The organism is Streptomyces sp. NPDC088197 (assembly GCF_044741185.1).
Classification (GTDB): Bacteria; Actinomycetota; Actinomycetes; order Streptomycetales; family Streptomycetaceae; genus Actinacidiphila.
On record NZ_JBIUSD010000027.1, the window covers coordinates 1 to 23,485 of the forward strand.

Here is a 23,485-nt window from a genome sequence, read left to right on the forward strand (position 1 = left end):
ACGCTGTTGAGTTCTCAAGGAACGGAAGCTTCCTTCAGACCGTTTCACCGGCCCTCCGGGCTTTCCCTTCGTCGTGTCTCCGACTTTAGCAGAAGCTATTCGGTCGGAATTACCAACCCCGTTCCGAGCACACACGTTTCCGCGGGTCTCGTCGAGGCGGTTGTGCCAACGTACTGGACTCCCCCGCTCGGAGCAAATCGACCGCGGCCGTTGCGGTCGCGGTGACAGTCACGGTGGCTGAGGGTGGCCGGATGACAGACTTCCGATCGGGAAGGGTCATCATGTGGTCGCTTCCGCTCGGGCGGAATCCATACTTGACATGACTTAGGCTGCTCTCGCGGCCTCGCCGTCCGGTGACAGGCAGTGACGGCGTCTTGAGCTCCGCATATAGGAGGCTTCCCATGACGACCGTTTCTTCTCCGCTGGCCGGACGGGCCATCGGGCTCGCGGCAGTGCCCGACCCCGTGTTCTCCGGCGCCATGGTGGGACCGGGTACGGCCATCGACCCCGTGCGCGAGTCGACGGTGGCGGTGTCCCCGGTGGACGGAGTCGTTGTTTCTCTGCACCCGCACGCGTTCGTCGTCGTGGACGACGAAGGGCACGGAGTGCTGACGCACCTCGGCATCGACACCGTTCAGCTCAATGGCGAGGGATTCGAGTTGCTGGTGTCCAAGGGCGACACCGTCAGCCGCGGCCAGGAGGTCGTCCGGTGGAATCCGGCGGCCGTCGAGGAGGCCGGGAAGTCGCCGGTGTGCCCCGTGGTCGCGCTCGAGGCCACGGTGGAAGCGCTCGGCGAGGTCGCGGAGAGCGGCGAGATCGAAGCGGGCGGCACTCTCTTCACCTGGAAGTAGTCCCGCGCTCCGCCAGGAGTCAGGCCAGCGGGGGCACGCAACCTAAGCGGCGGCGTCATCGACCCGCCGCATCGACCGGAGACGGGTGAGATGGAGACAACGCTGCGAGGCGTCGGTGTCAGCCACGGTGTGGCGATCGGCGAGGTACGGCACATGGGCACCGCTGTTCTGGAGCCGCCCGCCAAGCAGATCCCGGCGGACGACGCTCCGCGCGAGCAGGGCCGGGCGCGGCAGGCCGTCGAGGCGGTGGCCGCCGATCTGACCGCGCGTGGTCATCTCGCGGGCGGCGAGGCGCAGGCGGTGCTTGAGGCGCAGGCGCTGATGGCGCAGGACCCGGAGCTGCTGGCCGACGCCGAGCGCCGGATCGCGGTGGGGAGTACGGCCGAGCGCGCGGTGTACGACGCTTTCGCCTCCTACCGGGCGCTGTTGGCGGGCGCTGGTGAGTATCTGGCCGGTCGGGTCGCGGATCTGGACGACGTGCGGAACCGGATCGTGGCGCGGCTGCTGGGTGTGCCGATGCCGGGTGTGCCGGACAGCGACGAGCCGTATGTGCTGATCGCGCGTGATCTGGCGCCTGCGGACACGGCGCTGCTCGACCCTGCGTTGGTGCTCGGTTTCGTCACCGAGGAGGGCGGGCCGACCAGTCACAGCGCGATTCTGGCGCGGGCGCTCGGGGTGCCGGCCGTGGTGGCGCTGCCGGGTGCGGGTGAGCTGGCCGAGGGAACGCTGATCGCGGTCGACGGCAGCACCGGTGAGGTGTTCGTCGAGCCGGACGAGGAGAAACGGACCGCGCTGTCCGAGGCGGCCGCGGCCCGGAAGGCGGCGCTGTCGGCGTCGTCGGGTCCTGGTGCGACGTCGGACGGGCACAAGGTGCCGTTGCTGGCGAATGTCGGCGGCCCGGCCGATGTGCCCGCGGCGGTGGCGGCGGGGGCGGAGGGCGTGGGTCTGTTCCGTACGGAGTTCCTGTTCCTGGACGACTCCTCGAAGGCTCCGACGGAGGACAAGCAGGTTCAGGCGTACCGCCAGGTGCTCGAGGCGTTCCCCGAGGGCCGGGTGGTGGTGCGCGTGCTCGACGCGGGCGCCGACAAGCCGCTGGAGTTCCTGACGCCCGCGGACGAGCCCAACCCGGCGCTGGGTGTGCGGGGGCTGCGGTCGCTGCTCGACCACCCGGAGGTGCTGCGGACGCAGCTCACCGCGCTGGCGAAGGCGTCGGAGGGGCTTCCGGTGTATCTGGAGGTCATGGCGCCGATGGTGGCGGACCGTCAGGACGCGAAGGCGTTCGCGGACGCGTGCCGTGCGGCGGGGCTGCGGGCGAAGTTCGGTGCGATGGTGGAGATTCCGTCGGCGGCGCTGCGGGCGCGGTCGATTCTCCAGGAGGTCGAGTTCCTGTCGCTCGGCACCAATGACCTGGCGCAGTACACCTTCGCGGCGGACCGGCAGGTCGGTGCGGTGTCGCGGCTTCAGGACCCGTGGCAGCCCGCGCTGCTCGACCTGGTGGCGGCGTCCGCGGACGCGGCTCGGGCCGAGGGCAAGAGCTGTGGTGTGTGCGGTGAGGCGGCGGCGGATCCGTTGCTCGCGTGTGTGCTGACGGGTCTGGGTGTCACCAGCCTTTCGATGGGTGCGGCGTCGATTCCTTATGTGCGGGCGACGTTGGCGAAGTACACGCTGGCGCAGTGCGAGCGTGCGGCTGCCGCGGCTCGGGCGACCGACAGCGCCGATGATGCGCGGCGGGCGGCGCAGGGCGTGCTGTCCGGCGAGTGAGCCGACGGCGGCGGCGGCGGTCGGGTTGGTTGGCGGAGGGCGTTCCACCCGTGCGGGGTGGGGCGCCCTCCGCCGTTTTGTCATCGGCCCGGTGTTCCGCGCCAGCCGGTCCCGTACTGCGGCCTCTCCCTCATGTGAGGGGTCCGAAGGGACCCGTCGGGCCGATGTGGTCGACGGGCGGTGGCGGCAGGGGGAGTCCCGCGCGGTAGGCGACGCCGTGCTCGGGCGGTACGGGGTCGCCGGTGGCGGCGTCGGTGCAGTAGGCGTTGAAGACCTCCGCTTCGGTGAGCGGGTGGAGGTGGCCGTCGCGCAGGGACCAGCCGCGTACGGTGTCGGGCCGTTCGTCGTCGTGGGTGGTGCGCAGGACGACGCCTCCGGTCCGGCCGGTGGCGGTGCTGGCGGCCATGACGGTGCAGAGCACGAGGGCGTCGTTCTCCGCGAGTTCGATCGTGTCGTCGGTGTCGGCGTGTACGTGGACGGCGGCGAGCAGTGGGCCGTCGTCGGCGGGGAGGCTGCACACGACGTGGTGGGTGCCGGGGCCGACGGTCTCGATGAGGCGCAGCAGGGTGTCGGAGGCGCGGTCGAAGGCGCAGTGGGCGAGGTCCTGTCCGCAGTCGGGGCAGGTGCCGGCCCGGGTGAGGGCGTCGGTGGCGCTCTCCCAGGTGGCGCGGCGGTCGGCTTCGTGGGCGAGTTGGGCGCGCAGCAGGGTGAGGGACTGGCGGGTGTAGGCGATGGAGGGGCCCGCGGCGGTCGCCTCCGCGGTGTAGTGGGTGCGGGTGGTGGCGCTGTCCGGGGGCTGGCGGGTGGTGGTGCAGTAGTCGGCGTAGGCGTCGGGGTCGAAGAGTGTGACGGCGATGTGGTGGCCCTGGGCGTGCAGGTGGCGGAGGAAGGCGTCGACGGCGTGCAGATACTGTGCGTAGTTGTCGAAGGCGAAGCTGCGGTGGTCGGTCAGGGCCGCGAAGTCCTCGTCGTCCAGGAGCAGGGCGACGACGGTGGGGGCTTCGCGGCGCAGCGCCCTGCGGTGGGCCGCGCGGTGCCGGGGCGGGCGTTGTGCCTGGTCGGCGCGGGCGTGGCGGTTCTTGCGGTGGGTGGTGCGGTTCTTGGTGCTGGACATGCTTCCCCCTCGGTGTGGCACCGGGGTCCCGATGACCCCTAGTGCTCACTCACCGTAACCGGGGGCACTGACAACGGCGGTTCTGCGGCGGTCGGGTGCGGTCGGTCGAGGCGGCGCAGGACCAGGCGGCGTTGCAGGAGCGCGGCGGCGGCGAGTACGGCGCCGAGCGCGATCCAGCCGGTCGGTCCTGTGGCGATGACGACGGAGGTCATGAGCAGCGGGCCGACGCAGCGTGAGGTGGACTGGGCGAGGCCGTGCACGCCGACGTAGCTGCCCTGTGCGTCGTCGGGTGCGAGGGCGACGGACAGTTCCCAGGAGATGGCGGACTGGATCATCTCGACGACGGTGAAGGCGATGGCGGCGGCGAGGATCGCGGCGGTCGCGGCCCATCGCGTGTGGACGACGCCGACGGCCGTGGCGGCTCCGGAGAGCAGGAACCATACGGCGACCCGGCGCAGGGAGTCGGCGGCGACGCGTGGGGTCCTGCCGTGCCGGGAGAGCCGGACCTGGAAGGCGACCACGATGACGGTGTTGACGACGAAGATGGCGGCTGCGAGGCCGTGCGGAGCGTCGGTGCGGGTGATGATCCACAGCGGCATGCCGACGCTGAGCGCGCAGCCGTACAGGAACATCGCCGAGTCGAGGGCGGCGTAGAGGAGGTAACCGCGGTCCCGCCAGGGGTTCGAGGGGGCGCCGACTTCGCGGTGCGGTACGGGAGTTGTGGCCGTGGTGGCGGTCGGGGCGGTGTGGGCGGCGACGGTTCTGCTGGCCGAGGGGGGTTCGGCGCAGCGGGCGACCAGGGCGGCGACGAGGACGAAGGACAGGGCGTCGCCGAGGAGCAGGCCGCGGTAGACCGCGCTGGTGCCGATGGCCAGGGCGGCGGAGGCGCCGAGGCCGCCGACGGTGTAGCCGACGTTGACGACGGTGCGCTGTACGGCCTGGTAGCGGGCGCGGTCGGGTCCCGCGACGCGGGCGGCGAAGAGTTTGGTGAGGACGGAGGCGGAGCGTTCGCCGAAGCTGCCGAGGGCGACCAGGGGCAGCAGTTGCCAGAAGCCGTGGGCGAGCAGGAGCAGCAGGCTGGAGGCGCCGCGCAGGAGTTGGACGGCGAACAGCACGCGGGTGAGCGGCACGCGGTCGGCCAGGCGGCCCGCGACGGGCGCGCCCGCGATGCCGGCGGCGCCGCCGAGGCCGAGCAGCAGTCCGGCCTGGCCGGTGCTGAGTCCGCCGATGAGGACGAAGTAGAGGGCGGTGACGGCGACCCAGAGTCCTGAGCCGGTCTTGTCGATGAGGTTGATCCAGAGCATCCGCCGCCCGTCCGGGCCTCCTGGTATCGGCGGTATCCGCATCGTGTCCGCTCCCCCTCGTCACCGGGTTCGTTCGCCGCTCGTCCGCCACGTACTCGCTTGCCGTGCGGCATTGTATTGGTACATACTCATGTATGTGGCAACACAATATGCGATCAGCGGTGCGACGGCCAGGGAGATTGCCGCGTCGGCCGAACGGGCGGTGACCGAAGGGCGGTTGCGCCCGGGGGACGCGCTGCCGCCGGTGCGGACGCTGGCGGACGGACTCGGCGTCAGTCCGGGGACGGTGGCGGCGGCGTACAAGGAGCTGCGGCGGCGCGGGATCGTGGTGACGCGCGGGCGCGGCGGGACGGTGGTCGCGTCGGCGCCCTCGGTGGCCTCGCGGCGTCCGCCCCGGGTGCCAGAGGGGCTGCGGGATCTGGCGGGCGGCCATCCGGACCCGGCCTTCCTGCCGGATCTGGTGCCGCCGGGACGGCTGTCGCCCGGCGCACGTTCGCACCGCGCCTCGCCCCGGCTGCCGCAGTTGGAGGAGCTGGCGCGGGCGTGGTTCCGCCGGGACGGGGTGCCCGACGGGCAGGTCACCTTCGCGCACGGCGCGCTGGACTGCGTCGCGCGGCTGCTGTCGGTGGAGCTGCGGCCCGGCGACGCGGTGGCCGTCGAGGACCCCGGCTTCCACCATCTGCTCGATCTCGTACCGGCGTTGGGGCTGCGGACGGCCGCGGTGGCGGTGGACGACGAGGGGATGCGGCCGGAAGCGCTGCGGTCGGCGCTGCGGGCCGGCGCGCGGGCGGTGGTGCTGTGTCCGCGCGCGCAGAATCCGTACGGGTCGCGGGTGTCGGAGGCGCGCCGGGAGGAGTTGCTCGCGGTGCTGGCGGGGTCGCCCGAGGTGCTGGTCGTCGAGGACGACCACAGCGCGGACACGGCGGGCGGTCCGCTGCACTCGCTGACCACGGCGGGGGCGCGGGGTCCGGGGCGATGGGCGCAGATCCGTACGGTCTCCAAGCATCTGGGCACCGATCTGCGATGGACGGCGATGGCCTGCGACCCGGTCACGCTCGCCCGGCACGACGGCCGGATGCTGCTGACGTCGGGCTGGGTCAGCCATGTGCTCCAGGAGACGGTGGTCCGGCTGATGACCGATCCGGCGACGGCGGAACTGGTCGCCGCGGCGGGGACGGCGTACACCGAGCGCCGCGAGGCGCTGATCGCGGCGCTCGCGGAGCACGGGATCACCGGGGCCGGGGTGAGCGGTCTGAATGTGTGGGTGCCGGTGCGCGACGAGGCCGCGGTCGTCAACGGCCTGCGGTCGCAGGGCTGGTGGGTGGCGGGCGGGTCGCGGTTCCGGATCGGTACGGGTCCGGGCGTACGGATCACCGTCGCGGACCTGCGGGTGCCGGAAGCGGCCGTGCTGGCCGCCGACTTCGGTCGCGTGCTCGCCGACTCCGCGAGCACGTACGGGGGTTGAGGCACCGCACCGTGACGGGGGTGGTCAGTGAGGTGCCAGCGGCGCTATTGACGGGGGCGGCGCCGGTCAAGTATCCAGATCCTGGGCGGCATTGGTACAGACCAAATGGGAGTCCGGCATGCGAAGATCCCTCACACTCCTCCTCGCGCTCTTCGGCACGCTCGTCCTGTTCCTCGTTCCACCCGCCTCGGCGGCCGGCGGCGTCGGCGCGGCCTTCGCCAAGACCTCGGACTGGGGCAGCGGCTACCAGGCGCAGTACACGATCACCAACGGCAGCGGTTCCGCGATCAGTTCCTGGAAGGTCGAGTTCGACCTGGCCTCCGGCAGCAGCGTCGGCAGCTACTGGGACGCGCTGCTGACCCAGTCCGCCACGTCCGGCGGCACGCACTACACGTTCACCAACCGCGACTACAACGGGACGCTCGCGCCGGGCGCCTCGGCCGTCTTCGGCTGGGTGGGTTCGGGAACCGCCACCCCGGCCAACTGCAAGCTCAACGGGGCTTCTTGCGACGCGGGCGGCGGTGGCGGCGGTTCCGACACCACGCCTCCGACCGTGCCCGGCGGCGTCACCGTGGGCTCGCCGACCAGCTCCTCGCTGACGGTGAAGTGGAACGCCTCGACCGACAACTCCGGTTCCGTGGCCGGTTACGAGGTCTCACGCAACGGCGGCACGCCGGTCGCCGTGACCGGCACGTCGTACACCGCGACGGGTCTCGCGGCGTCCACCGCGTACTCCTTCCAGGTCCGCGCCAAGGACGCGGCGGGCAACTACTCGGCGTACAGCGCGGCCGTCAGCGGCGCCACGAGCGCGACCGGTGGCGGCGGGAATCCGAGCCCCGGCGTGATCCGTACCGCGCCGTACGTGGACATGGGCGCCTGGCCGACGCCGAGTCTCACGGCGATGTCCCAGGCGAGCGGCGTGAAGAGCTTCACGCTCGCCTTCGTGACCTCGGCGGGCTGCAAGGCGTCGTGGTTCAACGCCTATGACCCGCGCCAGGCGTGGGCGAAGGACCAGATCGACGCCATCAGGGCGGCCGGCGGGGACGTGAAGGTCTCCTTCGGCGGCGCGAGCGGCATCGAGCTGGCCCCGGCGTGCGGTTCGGCCAGTGCGCTGGCCACCGAGTACGGCGCCGTGGTCGACGCGTACAACCTGTCCTACGTCGACTTCGACATCGAGGGCTCGGCGGTCGCGGAACCCGCGTCGATCGCCCTGCGCTCACAGGCGTTGGCGCTGCTCCAGCAGTCCCACCCGAGTCTGCGGATCTCGCTGACCCTGCCCGTGCTGCCCAACGGTCTCGACGCGAACGGGCTGAACGTGGTCACCTCCGCGAAGAACGCGGGCGTCAACCTGGACATGGTCAATGTGATGGCCATGGACTACTACCAGAGCGTCGACTACGGCGACGCGGCGGTCCAGGCCGCCAACAGCCTGTTCGGACAGCTCAAGTCCCTCTATCCGACCAAGTCCGACGCGCAGCTCTGGGCGATGGTCGGCGTGACGCCGATGCTCGGCCAGAACGACGACGGACACGTCTACGACCAGGCCGACGCCCGTCAGCTCGTCGCCTTCGCGCAGAGCAAGCACCTGGGCATGCTCTCGTTCTGGGAGGAGGGCCGGGACGCAAACGCGTGCACCGGCGCCACCTACAAGTGCACCAACATCTCGCAGACGCCGTACGAGTTCTCGAAGATCTTCGCGGCGTACACCGGATGACGGCGACGCGGACGTGACCGTCGGCGCCTGAAGTGACCTTCTACGAGCGGCCCTTCGCGCGTTCGGCGGCGAGCCGCTCGTAGAAGCGCAGCACCCCGAGGTCGTCCACCGAACCCGGGTTGACGGCCTTGTCGAGCGCGGTGCCCTGGAGGAGCCGTTTGACGGGGACCTCGATGCGCTTGCCGGTGAGGGTGTGGGGGACGCCGGGGACGGCGATGACCTCGTCGGGTACGTGGCGCGGCGAGAGCTGGGCGCGGATCGCGGTGCGGATCCGGTCGCGCAGCGCGTCGTTCAGTTCCGCGCCGTCGGCGAGCTGCACGAACAGCGGCATCCAGTAGCCGCCGTCGGGCTGTTCGATCCCGATGACCAGCGACTCGCGGATCTCCGGCAGGCGTTCGACGACCTCGTAGATGTCGGAGGAACCCATGCGGACGCCCTGGCGGTTGAGGGTGGAGTCGGAGCGGCCGTGGATGACGACGGTGCCGCGCGCGGTGAGGGTGATCCAGTCGCCGTGCCGCCACACGCCGGGGAACATCTCGAAGTAGCTCTCGCGGTAGCGGGCGCCGTCCGGGTCGTTCCAGAACCTGATGGGCATGGACGGCATGGGGTTGGTGACGACCAGCTCGCCGACCTCGTCGACGACCGGGCGGCCCTGCGCGTCCCACGCCTCCAAGTCGGTCCCCAGGCACGGCGCTTGGAGCTCACCGATGTGCACGGGGAGGGTGGGGACACCGCCCGCGAAGCAACTGCACACATCGGTGCCGCCGCTGACCGACGCGATCCACAGGTCTTCCTTGACCTCGTCGTGCAGCCAGCGGAATCCGTCGGGCGGCAGCGGCGAGCCGGTGGTGGCCACGCACTTGACGGCCGACAGGTCGACGTCACGGCCGGGGTGGATGTCCGCCTTGCGGCAGGCGATCACATACGCGGCGGAGGTGCCGAAGACGGTGGTGCCGGTCTGTTCCGCCACCCGCCACTGGGCGGCGACGTCGGGGTAGCCGGGGCTGCCGTCGTAGAGCACGACGGTGGAACCGGCCAGGAGCCCGGAGACCAGGAAATTCCACATCATCCAGCCGGTGGAGGTGTACCAGAAGAAGCGGTCGTCCGGGCCGAGGTCCAGGTGGAGGCCGGTCTGCTTGAGGTGTTCGAGCAGGATGCCGCCCTGGGACTGCACGATGGCCTTGGGCAGTCCCGTGGTGCCGGAGGAGTAGAGCACCCACAGCGGGTGGTCGAAGGGAACGGCCTCGTACGCGGGCGCGGTGTCGTCGGCGGTCAGGTCCGCCCAGTCCAGGGCGCCTTCGGGGGCGGGCGTGCCGAGCAGCGGGATGTGCACGGTGGCGCGCAACGAGGGCAGCCCGGCGCGCAGTTCGGTGACGACGTCGGTCCGTTCGTGCCGCTTGCCGCCGTAGCGGTAGCCGTCCACGGTGAACAGCACGACGGGCTCGACCTGTTGGAAGCGGTCGAGGACGCTGCGGGCGCCGAAGTCCGGGGCGCAGGAGGTCCATACGCCGCCGACGGCCGCGGTGGCGAGCAGCGCGACGACGGCCTGCGGGATGTTGGGCAGGTAGCCGCTGACGCGGTCGCCGGGGGTGACGCCGAGGCGGCGCAGGGCCGCGGCGAGCGAGGCGACCTGGCGGCTGAGTTCGGCCCAGCTCACCGTGCCGGTCTCGTGGCTCTCGTCCAGGTGCAGCAGGGCGGGGGTGTCCGCGCGGGCCGGGTCGAGGGCCGGGCGCAGCGCGTGTTCCGCGTAGTTGAGGGTCCCGCCGGGGAACCAGCGGGCGCCGGGCATCGAGGCGTCGGCGAGCACCGTCTCGTACGGGGTGCTGAAGCGGACGTCGTACCACTCGGTGATCGCGCGCCAGAAGGCGTCGGGGTCGCGGACCGACCAGGCGTGCAGCGCGTGGTAGCTCGCGGCGGGGTCGCCGGGCACGGCGGCCGGGGCGCCGTACCGCTCGGCCGTCCAGTCCTGGAACCGGGTCACCTGCGCGCGGGCGATCCGCTCGGGTCCCGGCGTCCACAGGGGCTCCGGGCTGTCGGCGGGCTCGGGCGTGGTGCTCATATGGGCGGCTCCCCGGACGGTACGCGTCGTCGCGTATCTGCGGCTGGTCCCCTGCGGGCGGAATGTCCCGCCCCGGGCCTGGGCAGGACGATGCCATGTGATCGTCTTCGGCGCCAGGGCGGGGTGGCCCATGGGTCGCGCGGCGGGGGTCGGCGGGGGCTCTGACGAGGGGTTCCGAGGGGGTGGTCCGGGCGGCGGGGCGGCGACGGGGTGGCTCTGTTTCCGGCTCCCGCCGGGGTTCCCGCCAAGATCCCTGGGAAGATCACTCACCGGGCCCGCGCGGGCCCGGCCCCGCCGCCGGGAGGGCACGGGCGCGCGGGGTGCGGTCCGGGTCGGCGGCGCCGGCGACCGGCGCGGGTCGCGCACCGCCCCCTCCAGGTGAACGGTGGCTGAACGAGCGGCGCGACCGGCGGTTTCGATGGAAGGGTGGGGGCATGAACGCTCGGGACCTGCTGCGGACGGTGCGGACGGCGGGTTCCGCCGAGGGCCGGCGTGCCACACGCTCGGCCTGGCGGCGGCAGCGCACGGACGCGCGGGATCTGCCGCGGCGCGGCGCCGAGCGCGCCCGGGTGCCGGGCGCCGCGCAGGAGGTGGAGCCGCTGCCCGGCGGCGGCCGGGTACGGTTCGCGCGCTCGGTGCTGCGGATACGGGTGGCGATCGGCGGCGCTGTCTTCTGCGGCTGGGACGGCGCGGATCCCGACCCGTCGTACGCGCTGGCCGGCGGGCGGCCCGAGGCGGATCTGCGGGCGATCCTCGAACCGGACAAGGACGGCTGGCGGGTGGTGTCCGAGCGCGTCACCGTCCTGGTGTCGCGGCACGGCGCGGTGGAGATCCGCACGCCCGGCGGCGTGCTGCTGCGCAGGGAGCTGCCGCCGCGCTGGTGGGAGCCGACCGGCGGTGAGCCGGGGGTGGGCGCGCGCTGGGTGCAGCGCTCGGAGACCCCGGCCGACGCGCGGGTGTACGGGCTCGGCGGCCGGGCCGTGGGACCGCGGCTGCCCGCGGGCGGCTACCGGCTGTGGAACACCGACCCCGACGGCTCCTTCGAGCCGGGCGACGACCCGCTGTACATCACCATGCCGGTGCAGCTCGTGGTCGCCGACGCGGGCTGCCACCTGGTCTTCCACGACAACACGTGGGACGGCAGGGTGACGCTGCGGGACGGTGAGGAGGGCGCGGGCTCGGGCCACGACCGGCCGGGCGGCTGCGAGCTGCGGATGGACGGCGGGCCGCTGCGCTACTGGGTGATCACCGGTACACCGTCACGGGTGCTCAACGGCTGGACGGCGCTGACCGGCAGGCCCGCGCTGCCGCCGAGCTGGGCGCTGGGCCACCACCACTCGCGCTGGGGCTTCGGCAGCGAGCGGGAGGTGCGGCGGGTCGTGGCGGGCTACCGCGAGCGGGAACTGCCCCTGTCGGTGCTGCATCTGGACATCGACCACTTCGACGGCCACCAGGTCTTCACCGTCGACAAGGGCCGGTTTCCCGATCTGCCCGGTCTGGCCGCGGAGTTGGCGGATTCCGGGATCCGGATGGTGTCGATCGTGGACCCGGCGGTGAAGGCGGAGCCCGGTGTGGCGGTCTACGACAGCGGCACCGAGGAAGGCGCGTTCGTGCGGGACGCGCGGGGCCGGGAGGTCAACGGCGTGGTCTGGCCGGGCGATGCGGCCTTCCCCGACTTCACCGACCCCCAGGTGCGGGCGTGGTGGGGCCGGTTGTACGCCGAGCGCCTCGATCAGGGCTTCTCCGGGGTCTGGCACGACATGAACGAGCCGGTGTCCTTCGTGTCCTTCGGCGAGAACACCCTGCCGCGCTCGGCGCGGCACTCTTTGGAGGGCCGAGGCGGCGACCACCGCGAGGCGCACAATGTGTACGGCCTGACGATGGCCCGCGCGGGCTACGAAGGGCTGCGCGAACTGCGCCCCGAGCAGCGGCCGTTCCTCTTCTCGCGCTCCGGCTGGGCGGGCATGCAGCGGTACGGCGGCACCTGGTCGGGCGATGTGGCGACCGGCTGGCCGGGGCTGCGCGCGTCCCTGTCGCTGGTCCTCGGGCTCGGCCTGTGCGGGGTGCCGTACTCGGGCCCCGACGTGGGCGGCTTCACCGGTTCACCATCGCCCGAGCTGTATCTGCGCTGGTTCCAACTCGCCGCGTATCTGCCGTTCTTCCGCACCCATTCGGCGATCGACGCCGGGCGGCGCGAGCCGTGGGAGTTCGGCCCCGAGGTGCTGGAGCACGCGCGGGCCGCGCTGACCGAGCGGGTGCGGCTGCTGCCGTATCTGGAGTCGCTGGCGCACGTCGCGCACCGCACCGGCGCCCCGTACGTCCGCCCGCTGTGGTGGAACGCGCCGGGTGACCGGGCGTTGCGCGAGTGCGATGACGCTTTCCTGCTGGGCGACGCGCTGTTGGTGGCTCCGGTGCTCGAACCAGGTTCGCTGACGCGGGCGATACGGCTGCCGCGCGGCCTGTGGTACGACACCGCGACCGGTACGGCGCACCGCGGGCCCGGTCAGGTGCTGCTCGACGCGCCGCTGGGCCGGATTCCGGTACTGGCGCGGGCGGGTGCGATCGTGCCGGTGGCCGGGGCGGACGGCGAGGTCGAACTGGAGGTGTGGGCACCGCGACTCGGCCGTACCGGGAGCGGTGTCGTCTTCAGCGGCGACCCGGAGGGCTGGGGCACGGCGCGGATGGAACGGTTCACCTCTCGGTGGGCGGACGGCGAGGTCGTGGTGGAGCGGGACGGCGCGGACGCCGGGGAGCCGGTCGGCTACCGGGTGCGGGTGCGCGGCACGGCGTCTTAGAAGCGGGTCGGCTACGGGGTGGCGGCACGGCGTCGTAGGGGCCGACCGGTTACCGGGTGCGCGGTGCCGTGTCGTAGAAGCCGGTCGGTTACCGGGTGCGCGGCGGCGTGTCGTAAGCGCCGTCGAACCAGCGGCGGGCGGCCAGGGTGTGCAGGGGGAAGCCCAACTCGGCCGGGCGCGGCAGAATCTGGTGCCCGTCGGTCTCGTCGGTAGGTACGGACGGCGGCAGTTCGGCCGCGTCGCGCTCCGGCAGCAGGCCGAACAGCAGCAGATATCCGCCGTCCTCGTCGGTGAGCGCGTCGGCGAGGGTGACGTCCGCCGCCGAGGCGCGGATGCCGGTCTCCTCCGACAGCTCCCGGACGACGGCCTGTTCCCAGCTCTCGCCGAAGTCGATGAAGCCGCCGGGCAGGGCGAGTCGGCCCAGGCGCGGCTCGATCGTCCGGCGGATCACGACGAGCCCCGTGCCGTCGGTGTGCCGTACCGGGAGCAGGGCGACGGCGACGGGCAGCGGGTTGCGGTAGCTGACGGCCCCGCAGTTCCCGCAGGTGCGCGGCCATCCGGGGTCGGCGCCGAAGGGCGCGCCGCATGACGAGCAGTGAGAGTCCTTGGCCACGGCGGGACCCTATCGGACAGCGGTCGTGCGGGTGGGGTGACGGGCCGCTTCAGAGGCGGCCTTGCGGGTCGGGCCGGCTTCTGGGCCGCGGGGCGGCTTGCGCAGGACCTGGCGGGTCGGGGACGAGGACTCCAGCAGGACGGGGGCGCCCAGGGCCGCGCCGATCGCGTCCGACCAGCGGCGCGGGTCGCGTCCGGGCGTGTCCCACAGGGCCGGGCGGGCGCGCTGGAGGCGCGCGGTGAGGGCGGCCTGGCGGGCCAGGTCGCCGGGCGGACCCGGCGGGAGGCGTTCGACGAGGGTGCCGTCGATGCCGTAGGCGCGGCAGATGCGCAGGCCGCGGGCGCGGGTGGGCGCGTCGAGGTGGGTGACGGCGAGGGCGTCCACTCCCCCGCAGACCTCCACGGCGTACGCGTGCGCGACGGCGTCGAAGTGGCCGGTGCGGAAGGCGCCTTGCCAGCGGCCGTGGCCGTTGTGCGGCTCGGGCAGCAGCGGTGTCAGCTCCGGGTCCTCGGTGACGAGCGGGCCCGGCCCGTGCCGGGTGGTGTAGGTGCGCACGACGCCCAGCCGCCGTGCCTCGCCCGGTGTACCCGCCTCGGCCAGCAGCGTCTCGGCGTTGGCGAAGGTGGTGGTGGACCAGGTGGTGTACGGGTGGAAGCCGTGCCATTCGTCCAGCAGGACGCCCTGGGCGCCCTCGAAGACCACCGGGCCCCGCCGCAGGAGGTCGTGCAGCGCGGCCCCGTCGGTCAGGGTGACCGTACGGGCGAAGGCGGCGAGGACTTCCGCGCAGTCCTCGACCGGCGGCGCGGAAAGCGGGCCCAACTCGTCCGCCAACCGGTCGCGCAGCAGGCGCAGTTGGCGCAGCAGCCGGGGGCGTGACGCGCAGTCGCCGACGGTCGGCGCGTCGCCGGGGTGGGCGAGCGCGTACGCGGCGGCCTCGCCCACGCCCATCCCGCAGGAGCCGTGCCGGTCGGCGCCGCGCGCCTGCTCCCGCAGCCGGTTGGCGGCGGCGTGGTACGGGGTGGCGATCGGCGCCGCACGGTCGACGGACAGCAGGGCGTACGGGTCGGGGACGCCGACCGTGCGCAGGTGGTCGGCCTCGGCGGCCAGCGCGAGCGGGTCGACGGTCATGAACCGCGACAAGTGGGTGCGGACCCCGCGCAGCGTGCCGGAGCCGAACTGCGCGAAGGTGTGGTGGCGGCCGTCTGCGGTGACGACGTTGTGCGCGGCCTGGGCGCCGCCGTTGAACCGGACGACCGCCTGGACCGTACCGTCCTGGCAGAGCCGGTCCACGGCGGCGCCCTTGCCCGCGTCCCCGAATCCGAGGTCGACGACGATGGTGTGCACTACAGCCTCGTGGTGGTGGCGGGACCCGCGTCGCCGTCGGTGAGGGGCGCGTCGGAGACGGCGAGGGCGCTGCCGCGGGCCGCGCCGTCCCTGCCCCGGTCGAGTCCGGCGAGCGCCCTGCTGACGCTGTCGCCCGCCGCCGAGCCGACGTCGGCCAGGTCGGCCAGGCCCGCGGCGAGGTCGATCGCCTCCTCGCCGAGGCCCACGGTCAGCGCGATGGTCTCGCAGACCGCGTCGAGGTCGTCCAGCTCGATGACGTTCTGGCCGAGCAACTTCCGCCAGATGCCGAGCACTTCGGTGTTGCCGACGTAGGAGGAGCCCGCCGGGAGGATGTAGTGGACGTGGTAGGTGCGCTGGAGTTCGGCGACGATGTCGGTGATCGGGATGTCCTGCGGGATGCGCTCGCCGAGGACGTCCCACACCTCGCGCGCCTTGACCTTGCCGTACGGCATCTCGTCGCCGATCAGGAACAGGTAGCCGCGCCGCCCGCGCTTCTCGTGGCAGTCCAGCGCGGTGTGCCGGGCCATGGTGTAGAGCGCGAGTTCGTACGACTCGCTCATCTGGCCGCCGCCCCCGCCCTCCAGGAGGATGTTGCCGAGGTCGTCGTCCATCCGGTTGTCGGACTCGAACTGCCCGATCTGGAGGGGCACCCGGTCGCAGGTGGCGTCGCCGACCGCGCCGAACATCACCTGCGGGTGCTCGGTGTAGCCCTTGCGCAGCAGCAGGCCGAACAGCTCGGGGAGCTTGGTCTGGAGCACCTGCGGCACGGTGCGCATCGAGCCGGTGACGTCGAAGAGCACGGCGATGGCGAGCGAGGTGGGGTGTTCCGCGGAGTCGCGGCTCTCCCGCAGGGTGATGTTCTTGGGGTCGAGTGACGGGTGGGCCGCCCAACTGCTGCGCGGGGACGAGCCGGTGACGTGGTCGCTGTAGGCGAAGGCGCCGGAGCCGGACGCGGCGCGGTAGCGCGCGGCGGCGTCGTAGACATTGGTGGACCAGCTTCCGCTGCCCATGGTGGTTCCCCCTTGTGTCGTGGTGGTGGTGTCGCGGTTGTCAGATGTGCGGCATGGCGAACGGGCGGAAGGTGCGCGGCCCGTAGAGCCGTTCCAGCAGGTCGTCCAGCTCGCCGAGGAGCTGCCAGGCGTCCTGCGGGCGTGCGTTCTGCGAGGGCAGTACGCACGCGCGCAGGAAGGCGCGCATCGGCGCCGGTGCCCGGTCGCCCATGAGCTGCCGCACGCAGAGCGCGGCGAGGTGGATGTCGGTGGCCGGGGAGGCCGGTCGGCGCTCCGGGACCTCGGGCGGATAGGCGTCCCTGTGCCGGTCGACGAGGACCGGCACATGGGTGTCGAAGGCGGTCGCGTAGCACCAGTCGACCAGGACCAGGCCGTGCAACTCGGGGTGGATGAGGACGTGTTCGGGGAAGACGGCGCCGTGCACCAGCCGGGCGCGGTGGGCCCAGCCGAGCGCGGTCAGCAGGCGGCGCCACATCCAGGCCGCGTCGCGCGGGTCGAGGCCGCCGGGGTGGGCGGCGGCGACCTCGGCGAGCGTGTGGAAGCCGGTGAGCGGTACGAGCGCGTTGACGTGCCGCTCGACGCCGTCGGTGTCGCGGTGCCTGAAGCTCTCGATCAGTTGCGGGGCGTACGCGCGGTGCCGCCGTTCGCCGACGGTGTCGAGGCGGCGCAGCACGTCGGCCTCGTGCTCCAACAGGTCGTTGTCGCCGGGCCGTTGCGGGATCTTCAGTACGGCCTCGCGCCGGTCGCCGTTCTCGTCGTAGTGGGCGGTCCGCAGGACGGCGAGGTCGCCGGTGGCCAGGACCGGGCCGAGGACGTAGCGGCGGTCCGCGGTGGTGACGGTGGGAGCGGTGGCCCTTTCGTCGGTGTGGTGGTGGCGGGCGGACAGCCGGGCGAAGGCCGCGGCGGCCTCCGCGGTGCGGCCGGGCGGTGCGGCGTCGGGGTGCAGCAGCCGGGCGAGCCGCCGGTAGTGGCGGACCGCGTCGTGGGCGTCGGCCGGGAAGTCGGCGTCGAGGGCGGCGAGGGCGTCCTCGAAGGTGCGTATGTGTGCGCCCGACGGGTCGTTGCCGGTGTCGCCGAGGGGTCCGCGACTCGCGCCACGCGTCGGGCCGTTGGTCCGGTCACCGGCCGGGTCATCGAGCGGATTCGTGGTGGCGGTCATCGGACGTCGTCCTCCCGGTCGGGGCGGAGCAGCGCCGGGTGCAGCAACCGGGCATCGCCTGCCCGGTAGAGACGGGCGCGCGGACCGCCCTTGCTGCCGGGGCGGCTGTCGGTCTCGCCGGTGGACTCCACGAAGCCCGGCACGGAGAGCACTTTGCGGTGGAAGTTGCCCGCGTGCAGCGGCGCGCCCCACACCGTCTCGTAGACCGCCCGCAATTCGCTGATGGTGAAGGTCTCGCCGAGGAAAGCCGTGGCCAGCGGGGTGTACTCGATCTTTCCGCGGGCGCGTTCCAGACCGTCCGCGAGGATGCGGTCGTGGTCGAAGGCGAGCCGGGGAGCGCTCCCGTGAGAAGCGGGCCGGCGGCCGGTACCACCCCCGTAGATTCCGGTCCGCCGACCCTGCTCGAAGGGACGCGGCGGCGCCGTGTCCGGTTGCCCTTTCGGGAGGATTGCTTCGACGGGGATCCAGGCGGCGCCCGCGGCGTCGCTCCCCGGCGTGGCATCGGGCAGTCCCGGCGCGAAGGCGAGGTACGCGATCGAGACCACGTGCATGCGCGGGTCGCGGTCGGGGACGCCGTAGGAGCCGAGCTGTTCCAGGTGGACCCGGCCGAGCGCCGTGGCGTCCAGGCCGGTCTCCTCGGCCAACTCCCGCGCCGCCGCCTCGTCCAGGGACTCGCGTCCCGCGCGGACGAATCCGCCCGGCAGTGCCCGCTCCCCCGCGAACGGCGGTCCGCCCCGCTCGACGGCCAGTACGTGCAGCCGGTCGGCGCGCAGGGTCAGCGCGACGATGTCGACGGTCACGGCGATCGGGTCGAAGGCGCGCGGATCGTAGGAGTCGAGGAAGTCCCGCTCCCGCCGCGCCGCCGACTCCCCCGCCGACTCCGACGTGTTCGCCGCGTCCGTCATGATCGCCCCCGTCTCGCGCCGAACCCACCCCGGATGTTGTTCTCAAGGTGAGTCATTCTCACTACGAGAAGACCATAGCACCGACCCCTGACACCGTCCAGCGGCGGCGCTACTCTGCGGTAATGACGAAGCAGACGTTCAGCACCTTCGAGGAGTTCTGGCCGTACTACGTGGCGATGCACTCGAAGGCCGCCACCCGCTGGGTGCACCTGACGGGCACGCTCACCGGCCTCGCGGTCACCGGGTACGGCCTGGCGCGAGGCCGCAAGCGGTACGCGGCGGCGCTGCCGCTGATCGGGTACGGAACGGCGTGGCCCGCCCACTTCCTGATCGAGAAGAACAATCCGGCGACCTTCGGGCACCCGGCGTGGTCGCTGCGCGGCGACGTCAAGATGATCACCACCATGCTCGCCGGACGGGACGCCGAACTGGCCGAGACGGCGGACAAGTGGCTGGCGGAGCAGGGCGGCACGGGCGACGACGCCTGACACCCCCTCGCACCGGCCGGTCCGGCCCGCCGACTTCGCGCGGTCCGACACTGTTCCGCCGGCGGGCCGCCCGTGGCACACTTCTGACGATCCGTCAGATGGCGAGCCGGGGAGGCCGCGTGGAGCAGCACAGGCGCACACCGCCGGTGGTCGAGGGCTGGTTCACCGAGGGGACGGGAACCGACTTCCGGCTGCTCGGCACCCGGTGCCGCGACTGCGGAAGCGTGTTCTTCCCCCGTGAGGACTCCTTCTGCCGCAACCCCGCGTGCGCGGGTACCGACTTGGACGAGTTCCCGCTCTCCAGGACCGGGCACGTCTGGTCGTACACCGACGCCCGCTACCGGACGCCGCCGCCGTATCCCTCGGACCCCGGGCGCGCGTGGCAGCCGTACACCCTGGTCGCCGTCGAGCTGGCGGACGAGCGGATGGTCGTGCTGGGACAGGCGGCGCCCGGAGTGACCCCGGCCGATCTCGCGGTCGGGATGCCGGTCGAGCTGGTGCCCGGGGTGCTCGGGGAGACGGCAGCCGACGGTACGGGCGGCGCCGACACCGGACGCGGCACCTGGAACTGGCGGCCCGTGGGCGATGCCCGATGACCGCCGACATCGCGGTCCTCGGCGCCGGCATGCACCCCTGGGGCAAGTGGGGGCGGCCGTTCACCGAATACGGGGTCGCCGCCGCCCGCGCGGCCCTCGCGGACGCGGGCCTCGACTGGCGCGAGGTGCGGTCGGTGGTGGGCGCCGACACCGTACGCGGCGGCTATCCCGGATACGTGGCGGGCGCGACCTTCGCGCGGGCGCTCGGCTGGCAGGGCGCCCGCGTCACCAGCGTCTACGCCGCGTGCGCCTCCGGGGCGCAGGCCATCGCGACCGCCCGCGCGCAGATCCTGGCGGGCCTCACCGACGTGGCGCTCGTGGTCGGCGCCGACTCCGCGCCCAAGGGCTTCTTCGCCCCCGCGGGCGGCGAGCGGCCCGACGACCCCGACTGGCTGCGCTTCCGGGTCCTCGGCGCCACCAACCCCGGCTACTTCGGCCTGTACGCGCGCCGCAGGATGGCCGTGCACGGCGACACACTCGACGACTTCGCGCAGGTCAAGGTCAAGAACTCCCGTGCGGGCGCGGCCAATCCACTGGCCCGCTACCGCGAGCCGGTCAGCGCCGAAGAGGTCGCGGCCTCCGCGGTCGTCGCCGATCCGCTGCGACTGCTGGACATCTGCGCCACCTCGGACGGCGGCGCCGCGCTCGTGCTGTCGAGCATGGACTTCGCCCGGCGGCACACCTCCGCCCCGGTACGGATCCGCGCGGTCTCCACCGTAACGCCCCAGTACCCGCGCACCGTACCGGACTTGCCGGACATCGCGAGTGACTCCGCCGTCGCCGTGCCCCCGCCCGACCGGGAGCCGCGCGCCTCGATCGCGGCGGCGGCGTACGAGGAAGCCGGGATCGCGCCGGGAGACCTCGACCTGGCGGAGGTCTACGACCTGTCGACCGCCCTGGAACTCCAGTGGTACGAGGATCTGGGCCTGTGCGCGGCGGGTGAGGGCGCCAAGCTGCTGCGGTCGGGGGCGACCGCGCTGGGCGGCGCCATCCCGGTCAACACCAGCGGCGGCCTGGCGTCCTTCGGCGAGGCCGTACCCGCCCAGGCCATCGCGCAGGTCTGCGAGCTGGTCCGCCAGATCCGCGGCCGGGCGGAAGGGCGGCAGGTCGCGGGCGCGCGGCTCGGAATCACCGCCAACCAGGGGCTGTTCGGGCACGGCTCCGCGGTGGTCGTGATGAAGTGACCGGGCACCGGGGGGCGCGTAGCGGATCGTACGGGCCGGGCGGACGCGCACCGGGCCGACCGGGTTGGTCGGACGCGCGCCGGGCCGCACGGGCCAGGCGGACGCGCACCGGGCCGGACCGTACCGACGCGTGTCGGGTCAAACGGTGGGGATCGGTCCCGGCTCCGTCGTGAAGTGACCTGATCGGTCAGGCTTCTTGACGCTCCGTCACCGCTGGAGAACACTTCCGGTGGCGCGGAGCCGGTCGGCGGGAGGGGCACCGGCCACCGGCGGTCCGCGCCGCCGCCCGTTCCCGACACGGTCCCGCGCGGACCGGGCAAGGGAGACCGACATGAGCGACCAGCCCGTGAGCTACGTAGCCGCCATCGACCAGGGCACCACATCCACCCGGTGCGTCGTCTTCGACAGCGGCGGCCGGATCGTCGCCGCCGACCAGCGCGACCACCGGCAGATCCTCCCCAGGCCCGGCTGGGTGGAGCACGACGCGACCGAGATCTGGGCTAAGACGCAGGCCGTGGCGGCGGGCGCGCTCGCCAGGGCCGGGCTGCGCCCCGACCAGCTCAGCGCCCTCGGGATCGCCAACCAGCGCGAGACGACGGTGCTCTGGGACCGCTCGACCGGACGCCCGGTGCACAACGCGCTGGTCTGGCAGGACACCCGCACCTCGGCGCTGTGCGCCGAACTCGGCGGCACCTACGGCCAGGACAGGTTCCGCGACGCCACCGGGCTGCCGCTGGCGCCGTACTTCTCCGGGCCCAAGGTGGCCTGGCTGCTCGACCATGTGCCGGGGCTGCGGCGGCGCGCGGAGAACGGCGAGATCGCCTTCGGCACCGTCGACTCCTGGTTGGTGTGGAATCTGACCGGCGGCGTCCACGGCGGCGTCCATGTCACCGACGTCACCAACGCCTCGCGCACCCTGCTGATGGACCTCGACACGCTGGACTGGGACCCGGCGATCCTGGCCACCATGGACATCCCCGAGGCCGTCCTGCCGGAGATACGGTCCTCCGCCGAGGTCTACGGCACCGCCGTCGGACGGCTCGCGGGCGTGCCGGTGGCCGCCGCGCTCGGCGACCAGCAGGCCGCGCTCTTCGGACAGACCTGCTTCGAGACCGGCGAGGCCAAGAACACCTACGGCGCGGGCAGCTTCCTGCTGATGAGCACCGGGGCACGGCCGGTGCCGTCCAAGAGCGGTCTGCTCACCACCGTCGGCTACCGGCTCGGCGGCGACCGGCCCGCGTACTGCCTGGAGGGCTCGATCGCCGTCACCGGGGCACTCGTCCACTGGCTGCGCGACCAACTCGGCCTCATCCGCAGCGTGGACGAGATCGAGCCGCTGGCCGCGAGCGTGCCCGACAACGGCGGCGCCTACGTCGTGCCGGCCTTCTCCGGGCTGTTCGCGCCCTATTGGCGGTCCGACGCGCGCGGTGTGATCACCGGGCTCACCGGCTTCGTCACCAAGGCGCACCTGGCGCGGGCCGTGCTGGAGGCCACGAGTTGGCAGACACGCGAGGTGGTCGACGCGATGCAGGAGGACTCCGGCGTACGCATCGCCGAACTGCGCGTGGACGGCGGCATGACCGTCAACAGCCTGCTGATGCAGCATCAGGCCGACGTGCTGGGCGTGCCGGTGGTGCGGCCGGTCGTCGCCGAGACCACCAGCCTCGGCGCGGCCTACGCCGCGGGTCTGGCGACCGGCGTGTGGGACGGCCTCGACACGCTCAGGGCGCAGTGGGAGCGCGACACCGAGTGGAAGCCGCGCATGGCCGAGCCGCGACGTGAACTCGGTTACCGGCGTTGGAAGATGGCCGTCGAGCGGAGCTTCGGCTGGCTGGAGGAGGACGACGAGGACGGCTCCGCCGGATAGCGATCGGCTCTGAACGGCGGCCGGTTGGCCGCCTCGCGAAAGAACCGGGCTCAGGCGGCGGCCGGGCTGCGGAAACGTCCGGCCCCAGGCAGCCGCCGGGCTCAGGTGGCGGCGGGCTCCTTGCGCCCCGTCGCCATCTGCGCCGCGTGTTCCACCACGGTGATCAGGACGTTCTTCGCCGAGTCCCGCTCGCGCGCGTCGCACATCACCACCGGCACCGAGGCGTCCAGGTCGAGGGCGTCGCGCACGATGTCCGGCGCGTGCAGTTCGGCGCCGTCGAAGCAGTTGACGGCGACCGTGAAGGGGATGCCGCGCCGCTCGAAGTAGTCGACGGCCGCGAAGCAGTCCTCCAGGCGGCGGGTGTCGGCGAGCACGACCGCGCCGAGCGCGCCCTGCGCCAACTCGTCCCACAGGAACCAGAACCGGTCCTGTCCTGGCGTGCCGAACAGATACAGCACCAGGTTGTCCCTGAGCGTGATCCGCCCGAAGTCCATGGCGACGGTGGTGGTGCGCTTGCCCTCCACGCCCTCGATGTCGTCCACCGGGCGGCCCGCCTCGCTGAGCGACTCCTCGGTGCGCAGCGGCCTGATCTCGCTGACCGCGCCCACCAGCGTGGTCTTGCCCACGCCGAAGCCGCCCGCCACCAGCAGCTTGAGTGCCACCGGCTCGTCGGCGGACGGCTTGCGGCGGCGATCCGATCGCGCGAAAGCCATGTTGTGTCTACTTCCCTGCCGGCGTTGTCAGTTGTACGTCGATCTGTACGTCGGTTGCGCTTCGTCGTACGTCTGCGGAGAGCCTAGTCCTGTTCGAACATGACCGGCACGCCGCAGTGGATCACGATCCACTACAGCGCGCGCAGCCCGTTGATGACCTCGCGCAGGATGTTCTCGTCCACCAACTCGGCCGGTGGGACCGGCTGGTGGAGTTGTACGTGCGACGCCTCCAGCAGGTCCCCGACCAGGACGCGGACCACCCCGACCGGCAGGTCGAGGTCGGCGGCCAGCTCCGCGACGGAGACGGCCTGGACCTGACAGCGTTCGACGATGTCGAGGTGCTCGGGTGACAGCGTGTGGTCGTCCTGCGCGCCTCCGTCGTCCCCGGCCTCGGTCTCCGTGATCACCAGGGCGATCAGGTCGATCTTCGTCTCAGCGGCGTTGCTGGTGCGGCCCCTTGTCATCGCATAGGGCCGCACCACCGGTCCTGCCGCGTCGTCGTACCACCGGTCCGAATCAGAAGTCATGACACCCGTCACCCCG

19 protein-coding genes are annotated in these 23,485 nt (G+C 72.8%); 9 read left to right on the top strand and 10 right to left on the bottom strand.

Annotated elements, in window-relative coordinates; translation table 11 throughout:
- The first annotated feature begins 401 nt into the window (after positions 1–401).
- Together ACIOC1_RS34720 and ptsP are read left to right on the top strand one after the other, a co-directional pair.
- Positions 402–851: a PTS glucose transporter subunit IIA gene (locus ACIOC1_RS34720; RefSeq protein WP_355344104.1), complete on the top strand. Its 450-nt coding sequence runs from the start codon at positions 402–404 to the stop codon at positions 849–851.
- A 90-nt stretch (positions 852–941) separates the two neighbouring features.
- The gene (gene ptsP / locus ACIOC1_RS34725) at positions 942–2,612 is read left to right on the top strand and encodes a phosphoenolpyruvate--protein phosphotransferase (RefSeq protein WP_391050064.1); all 1,671 of its coding nucleotides are present in this window, start codon (positions 942–944) and stop codon (positions 2,610–2,612) included.
- A 130-nt stretch (positions 2,613–2,742) separates the two neighbouring features.
- On the opposite strand, the gene ACIOC1_RS34730 is transcribed toward ptsP, so the two are convergent.
- Both ACIOC1_RS34730 and ACIOC1_RS34735 read right to left on the bottom strand, forming a co-directional pair.
- Entirely contained in the window at positions 2,743–3,726 is a 984-nt protein-coding gene (locus ACIOC1_RS34730) for a hypothetical protein (RefSeq protein ID WP_401858492.1), read from the bottom strand.
- Between the two features lie 38 nt (positions 3,727–3,764).
- On the bottom strand, positions 3,765–5,072 hold the full coding sequence (locus ACIOC1_RS34735; RefSeq protein WP_401858494.1) for an MFS transporter: 1,308 nt from the start codon (positions 5,070–5,072) through the stop codon (positions 3,765–3,767).
- A 94-nt stretch (positions 5,073–5,166) separates the two neighbouring features.
- Between ACIOC1_RS34735 and ACIOC1_RS34740 the strand changes: the two genes are divergently transcribed.
- Positions 5,167–6,495 carry an aminotransferase class I/II-fold pyridoxal phosphate-dependent enzyme gene (locus ACIOC1_RS34740; protein WP_401858497.1) on the top strand — a complete coding sequence of 443 codons (1,329 nt, stop codon included), beginning with the start codon at positions 5,167–5,169 and terminating at the stop codon, positions 6,493–6,495.
- Positions 6,496–6,613: 118 nt separating this feature from the next.
- On the top strand, positions 6,614–8,209 hold the full coding sequence (locus ACIOC1_RS34745) for a cellulose binding domain-containing protein (RefSeq protein ID WP_401858500.1): 1,596 nt from the start codon (positions 6,614–6,616) through the stop codon (positions 8,207–8,209).
- A gap of 40 nt (positions 8,210–8,249) precedes the next feature.
- On the opposite strand, the gene ACIOC1_RS34750 is transcribed toward ACIOC1_RS34745, so the two are convergent.
- On the bottom strand, positions 8,250–10,268 hold the full coding sequence (locus ACIOC1_RS34750; RefSeq protein WP_401858503.1) for an acetoacetate--CoA ligase: 2,019 nt from the start codon (positions 10,266–10,268) through the stop codon (positions 8,250–8,252).
- A 434-nt stretch (positions 10,269–10,702) separates the two neighbouring features.
- On the opposite strand from ACIOC1_RS34750, the gene ACIOC1_RS34755 reads away from it, so the two are divergent.
- Positions 10,703–13,063 (top strand): glycoside hydrolase family 31 protein, encoded by a 2,361-nt coding sequence (locus ACIOC1_RS34755; RefSeq protein WP_401858506.1) that lies wholly within the window; start codon positions 10,703–10,705, stop codon positions 13,061–13,063.
- Positions 13,064–13,151: 88 nt separating this feature from the next.
- Here the strand turns inward: ACIOC1_RS34755 and ACIOC1_RS34760 are convergent, their stop codons facing one another.
- Genes ACIOC1_RS34760 through ACIOC1_RS34780 form a run of 5 tightly spaced genes read right to left on the bottom strand, consistent with a single transcriptional unit; the run spans position 13,152 to position 18,094 of the window.
- The gene (locus tag ACIOC1_RS34760) at positions 13,152–13,676 is read right to left on the bottom strand and encodes an NUDIX domain-containing protein (RefSeq protein WP_401858509.1); all 525 of its coding nucleotides are present in this window, start codon (positions 13,674–13,676) and stop codon (positions 13,152–13,154) included.
- Positions 13,677–13,685: 9 nt separating this feature from the next.
- Positions 13,686–15,020 carry an adenylosuccinate synthetase gene (locus ACIOC1_RS34765; RefSeq protein ID WP_401858511.1) on the bottom strand — a complete coding sequence of 445 codons (1,335 nt, stop codon included), beginning with the start codon at positions 15,018–15,020 and terminating at the stop codon, positions 13,686–13,688.
- Positions 15,020–16,030, bottom strand: a complete 1,011-nt coding sequence (locus tag ACIOC1_RS34770; RefSeq protein WP_391164201.1) for a hypothetical protein — start codon at positions 16,028–16,030, stop codon at positions 15,020–15,022. Before ACIOC1_RS34770 ends, ACIOC1_RS34765 begins: the two co-directional genes overlap by 1 nt.
- Positions 16,031–16,070: 40 nt before the next feature.
- A complete protein-coding gene (locus ACIOC1_RS34775) occupies positions 16,071–17,189 on the bottom strand; it encodes a molecular chaperone DnaJ (RefSeq protein ID WP_401858514.1) in 1,119 nt (372 codons plus the stop codon).
- Positions 17,186–18,094, bottom strand: coding sequence for an NUDIX domain-containing protein (locus ACIOC1_RS34780; protein WP_401858517.1), 909 nt, complete (start codon positions 18,092–18,094; stop codon positions 17,186–17,188). The genes ACIOC1_RS34775 and ACIOC1_RS34780 overlap by 4 nt, the downstream gene beginning before the upstream one ends.
- A 122-nt stretch (positions 18,095–18,216) precedes the next feature.
- Here ACIOC1_RS34780 and ACIOC1_RS34785 point away from each other — a divergent pair, with 122 nt between their 5' ends.
- From ACIOC1_RS34785 to glpK, 4 genes are all read left to right on the top strand, one after another.
- Positions 18,217–18,582, top strand: coding sequence for an Mpo1-like protein (locus ACIOC1_RS34785; RefSeq protein ID WP_401313904.1), 366 nt, complete (start codon positions 18,217–18,219; stop codon positions 18,580–18,582).
- A 119-nt stretch (positions 18,583–18,701) separates the two neighbouring features.
- Positions 18,702–19,178, top strand: a complete 477-nt coding sequence (locus ACIOC1_RS34790; RefSeq protein ID WP_401313905.1) for a Zn-ribbon domain-containing OB-fold protein — start codon at positions 18,702–18,704, stop codon at positions 19,176–19,178.
- A complete protein-coding gene (locus ACIOC1_RS34795) occupies positions 19,175–20,362 on the top strand; it encodes a lipid-transfer protein (RefSeq protein WP_401858522.1) in 1,188 nt (395 codons plus the stop codon). Before ACIOC1_RS34790 ends, ACIOC1_RS34795 begins: the two co-directional genes overlap by 4 nt.
- 331 nt (positions 20,363–20,693) lie before the next feature.
- Entirely contained in the window at positions 20,694–22,229 is a 1,536-nt protein-coding gene (gene glpK, locus ACIOC1_RS34800) for a glycerol kinase GlpK (protein ID WP_401858525.1), read from the top strand.
- Positions 22,230–22,330: 101 nt separating this feature from the next.
- On the opposite strand, the gene ACIOC1_RS34805 is transcribed toward glpK, so the two are convergent.
- The gene (locus tag ACIOC1_RS34805; RefSeq protein ID WP_355344059.1) at positions 22,331–22,942 is read right to left on the bottom strand and encodes an ATP/GTP-binding protein; all 612 of its coding nucleotides are present in this window, start codon (positions 22,940–22,942) and stop codon (positions 22,331–22,333) included.
- 131 nt (positions 22,943–23,073) lie between these two features.
- On the bottom strand, positions 23,074–23,469 hold the full coding sequence (locus tag ACIOC1_RS34810) for a DUF742 domain-containing protein (RefSeq protein ID WP_355344056.1): 396 nt from the start codon (positions 23,467–23,469) through the stop codon (positions 23,074–23,076).
- Positions 23,470–23,485 lie beyond the last annotated feature (16 nt).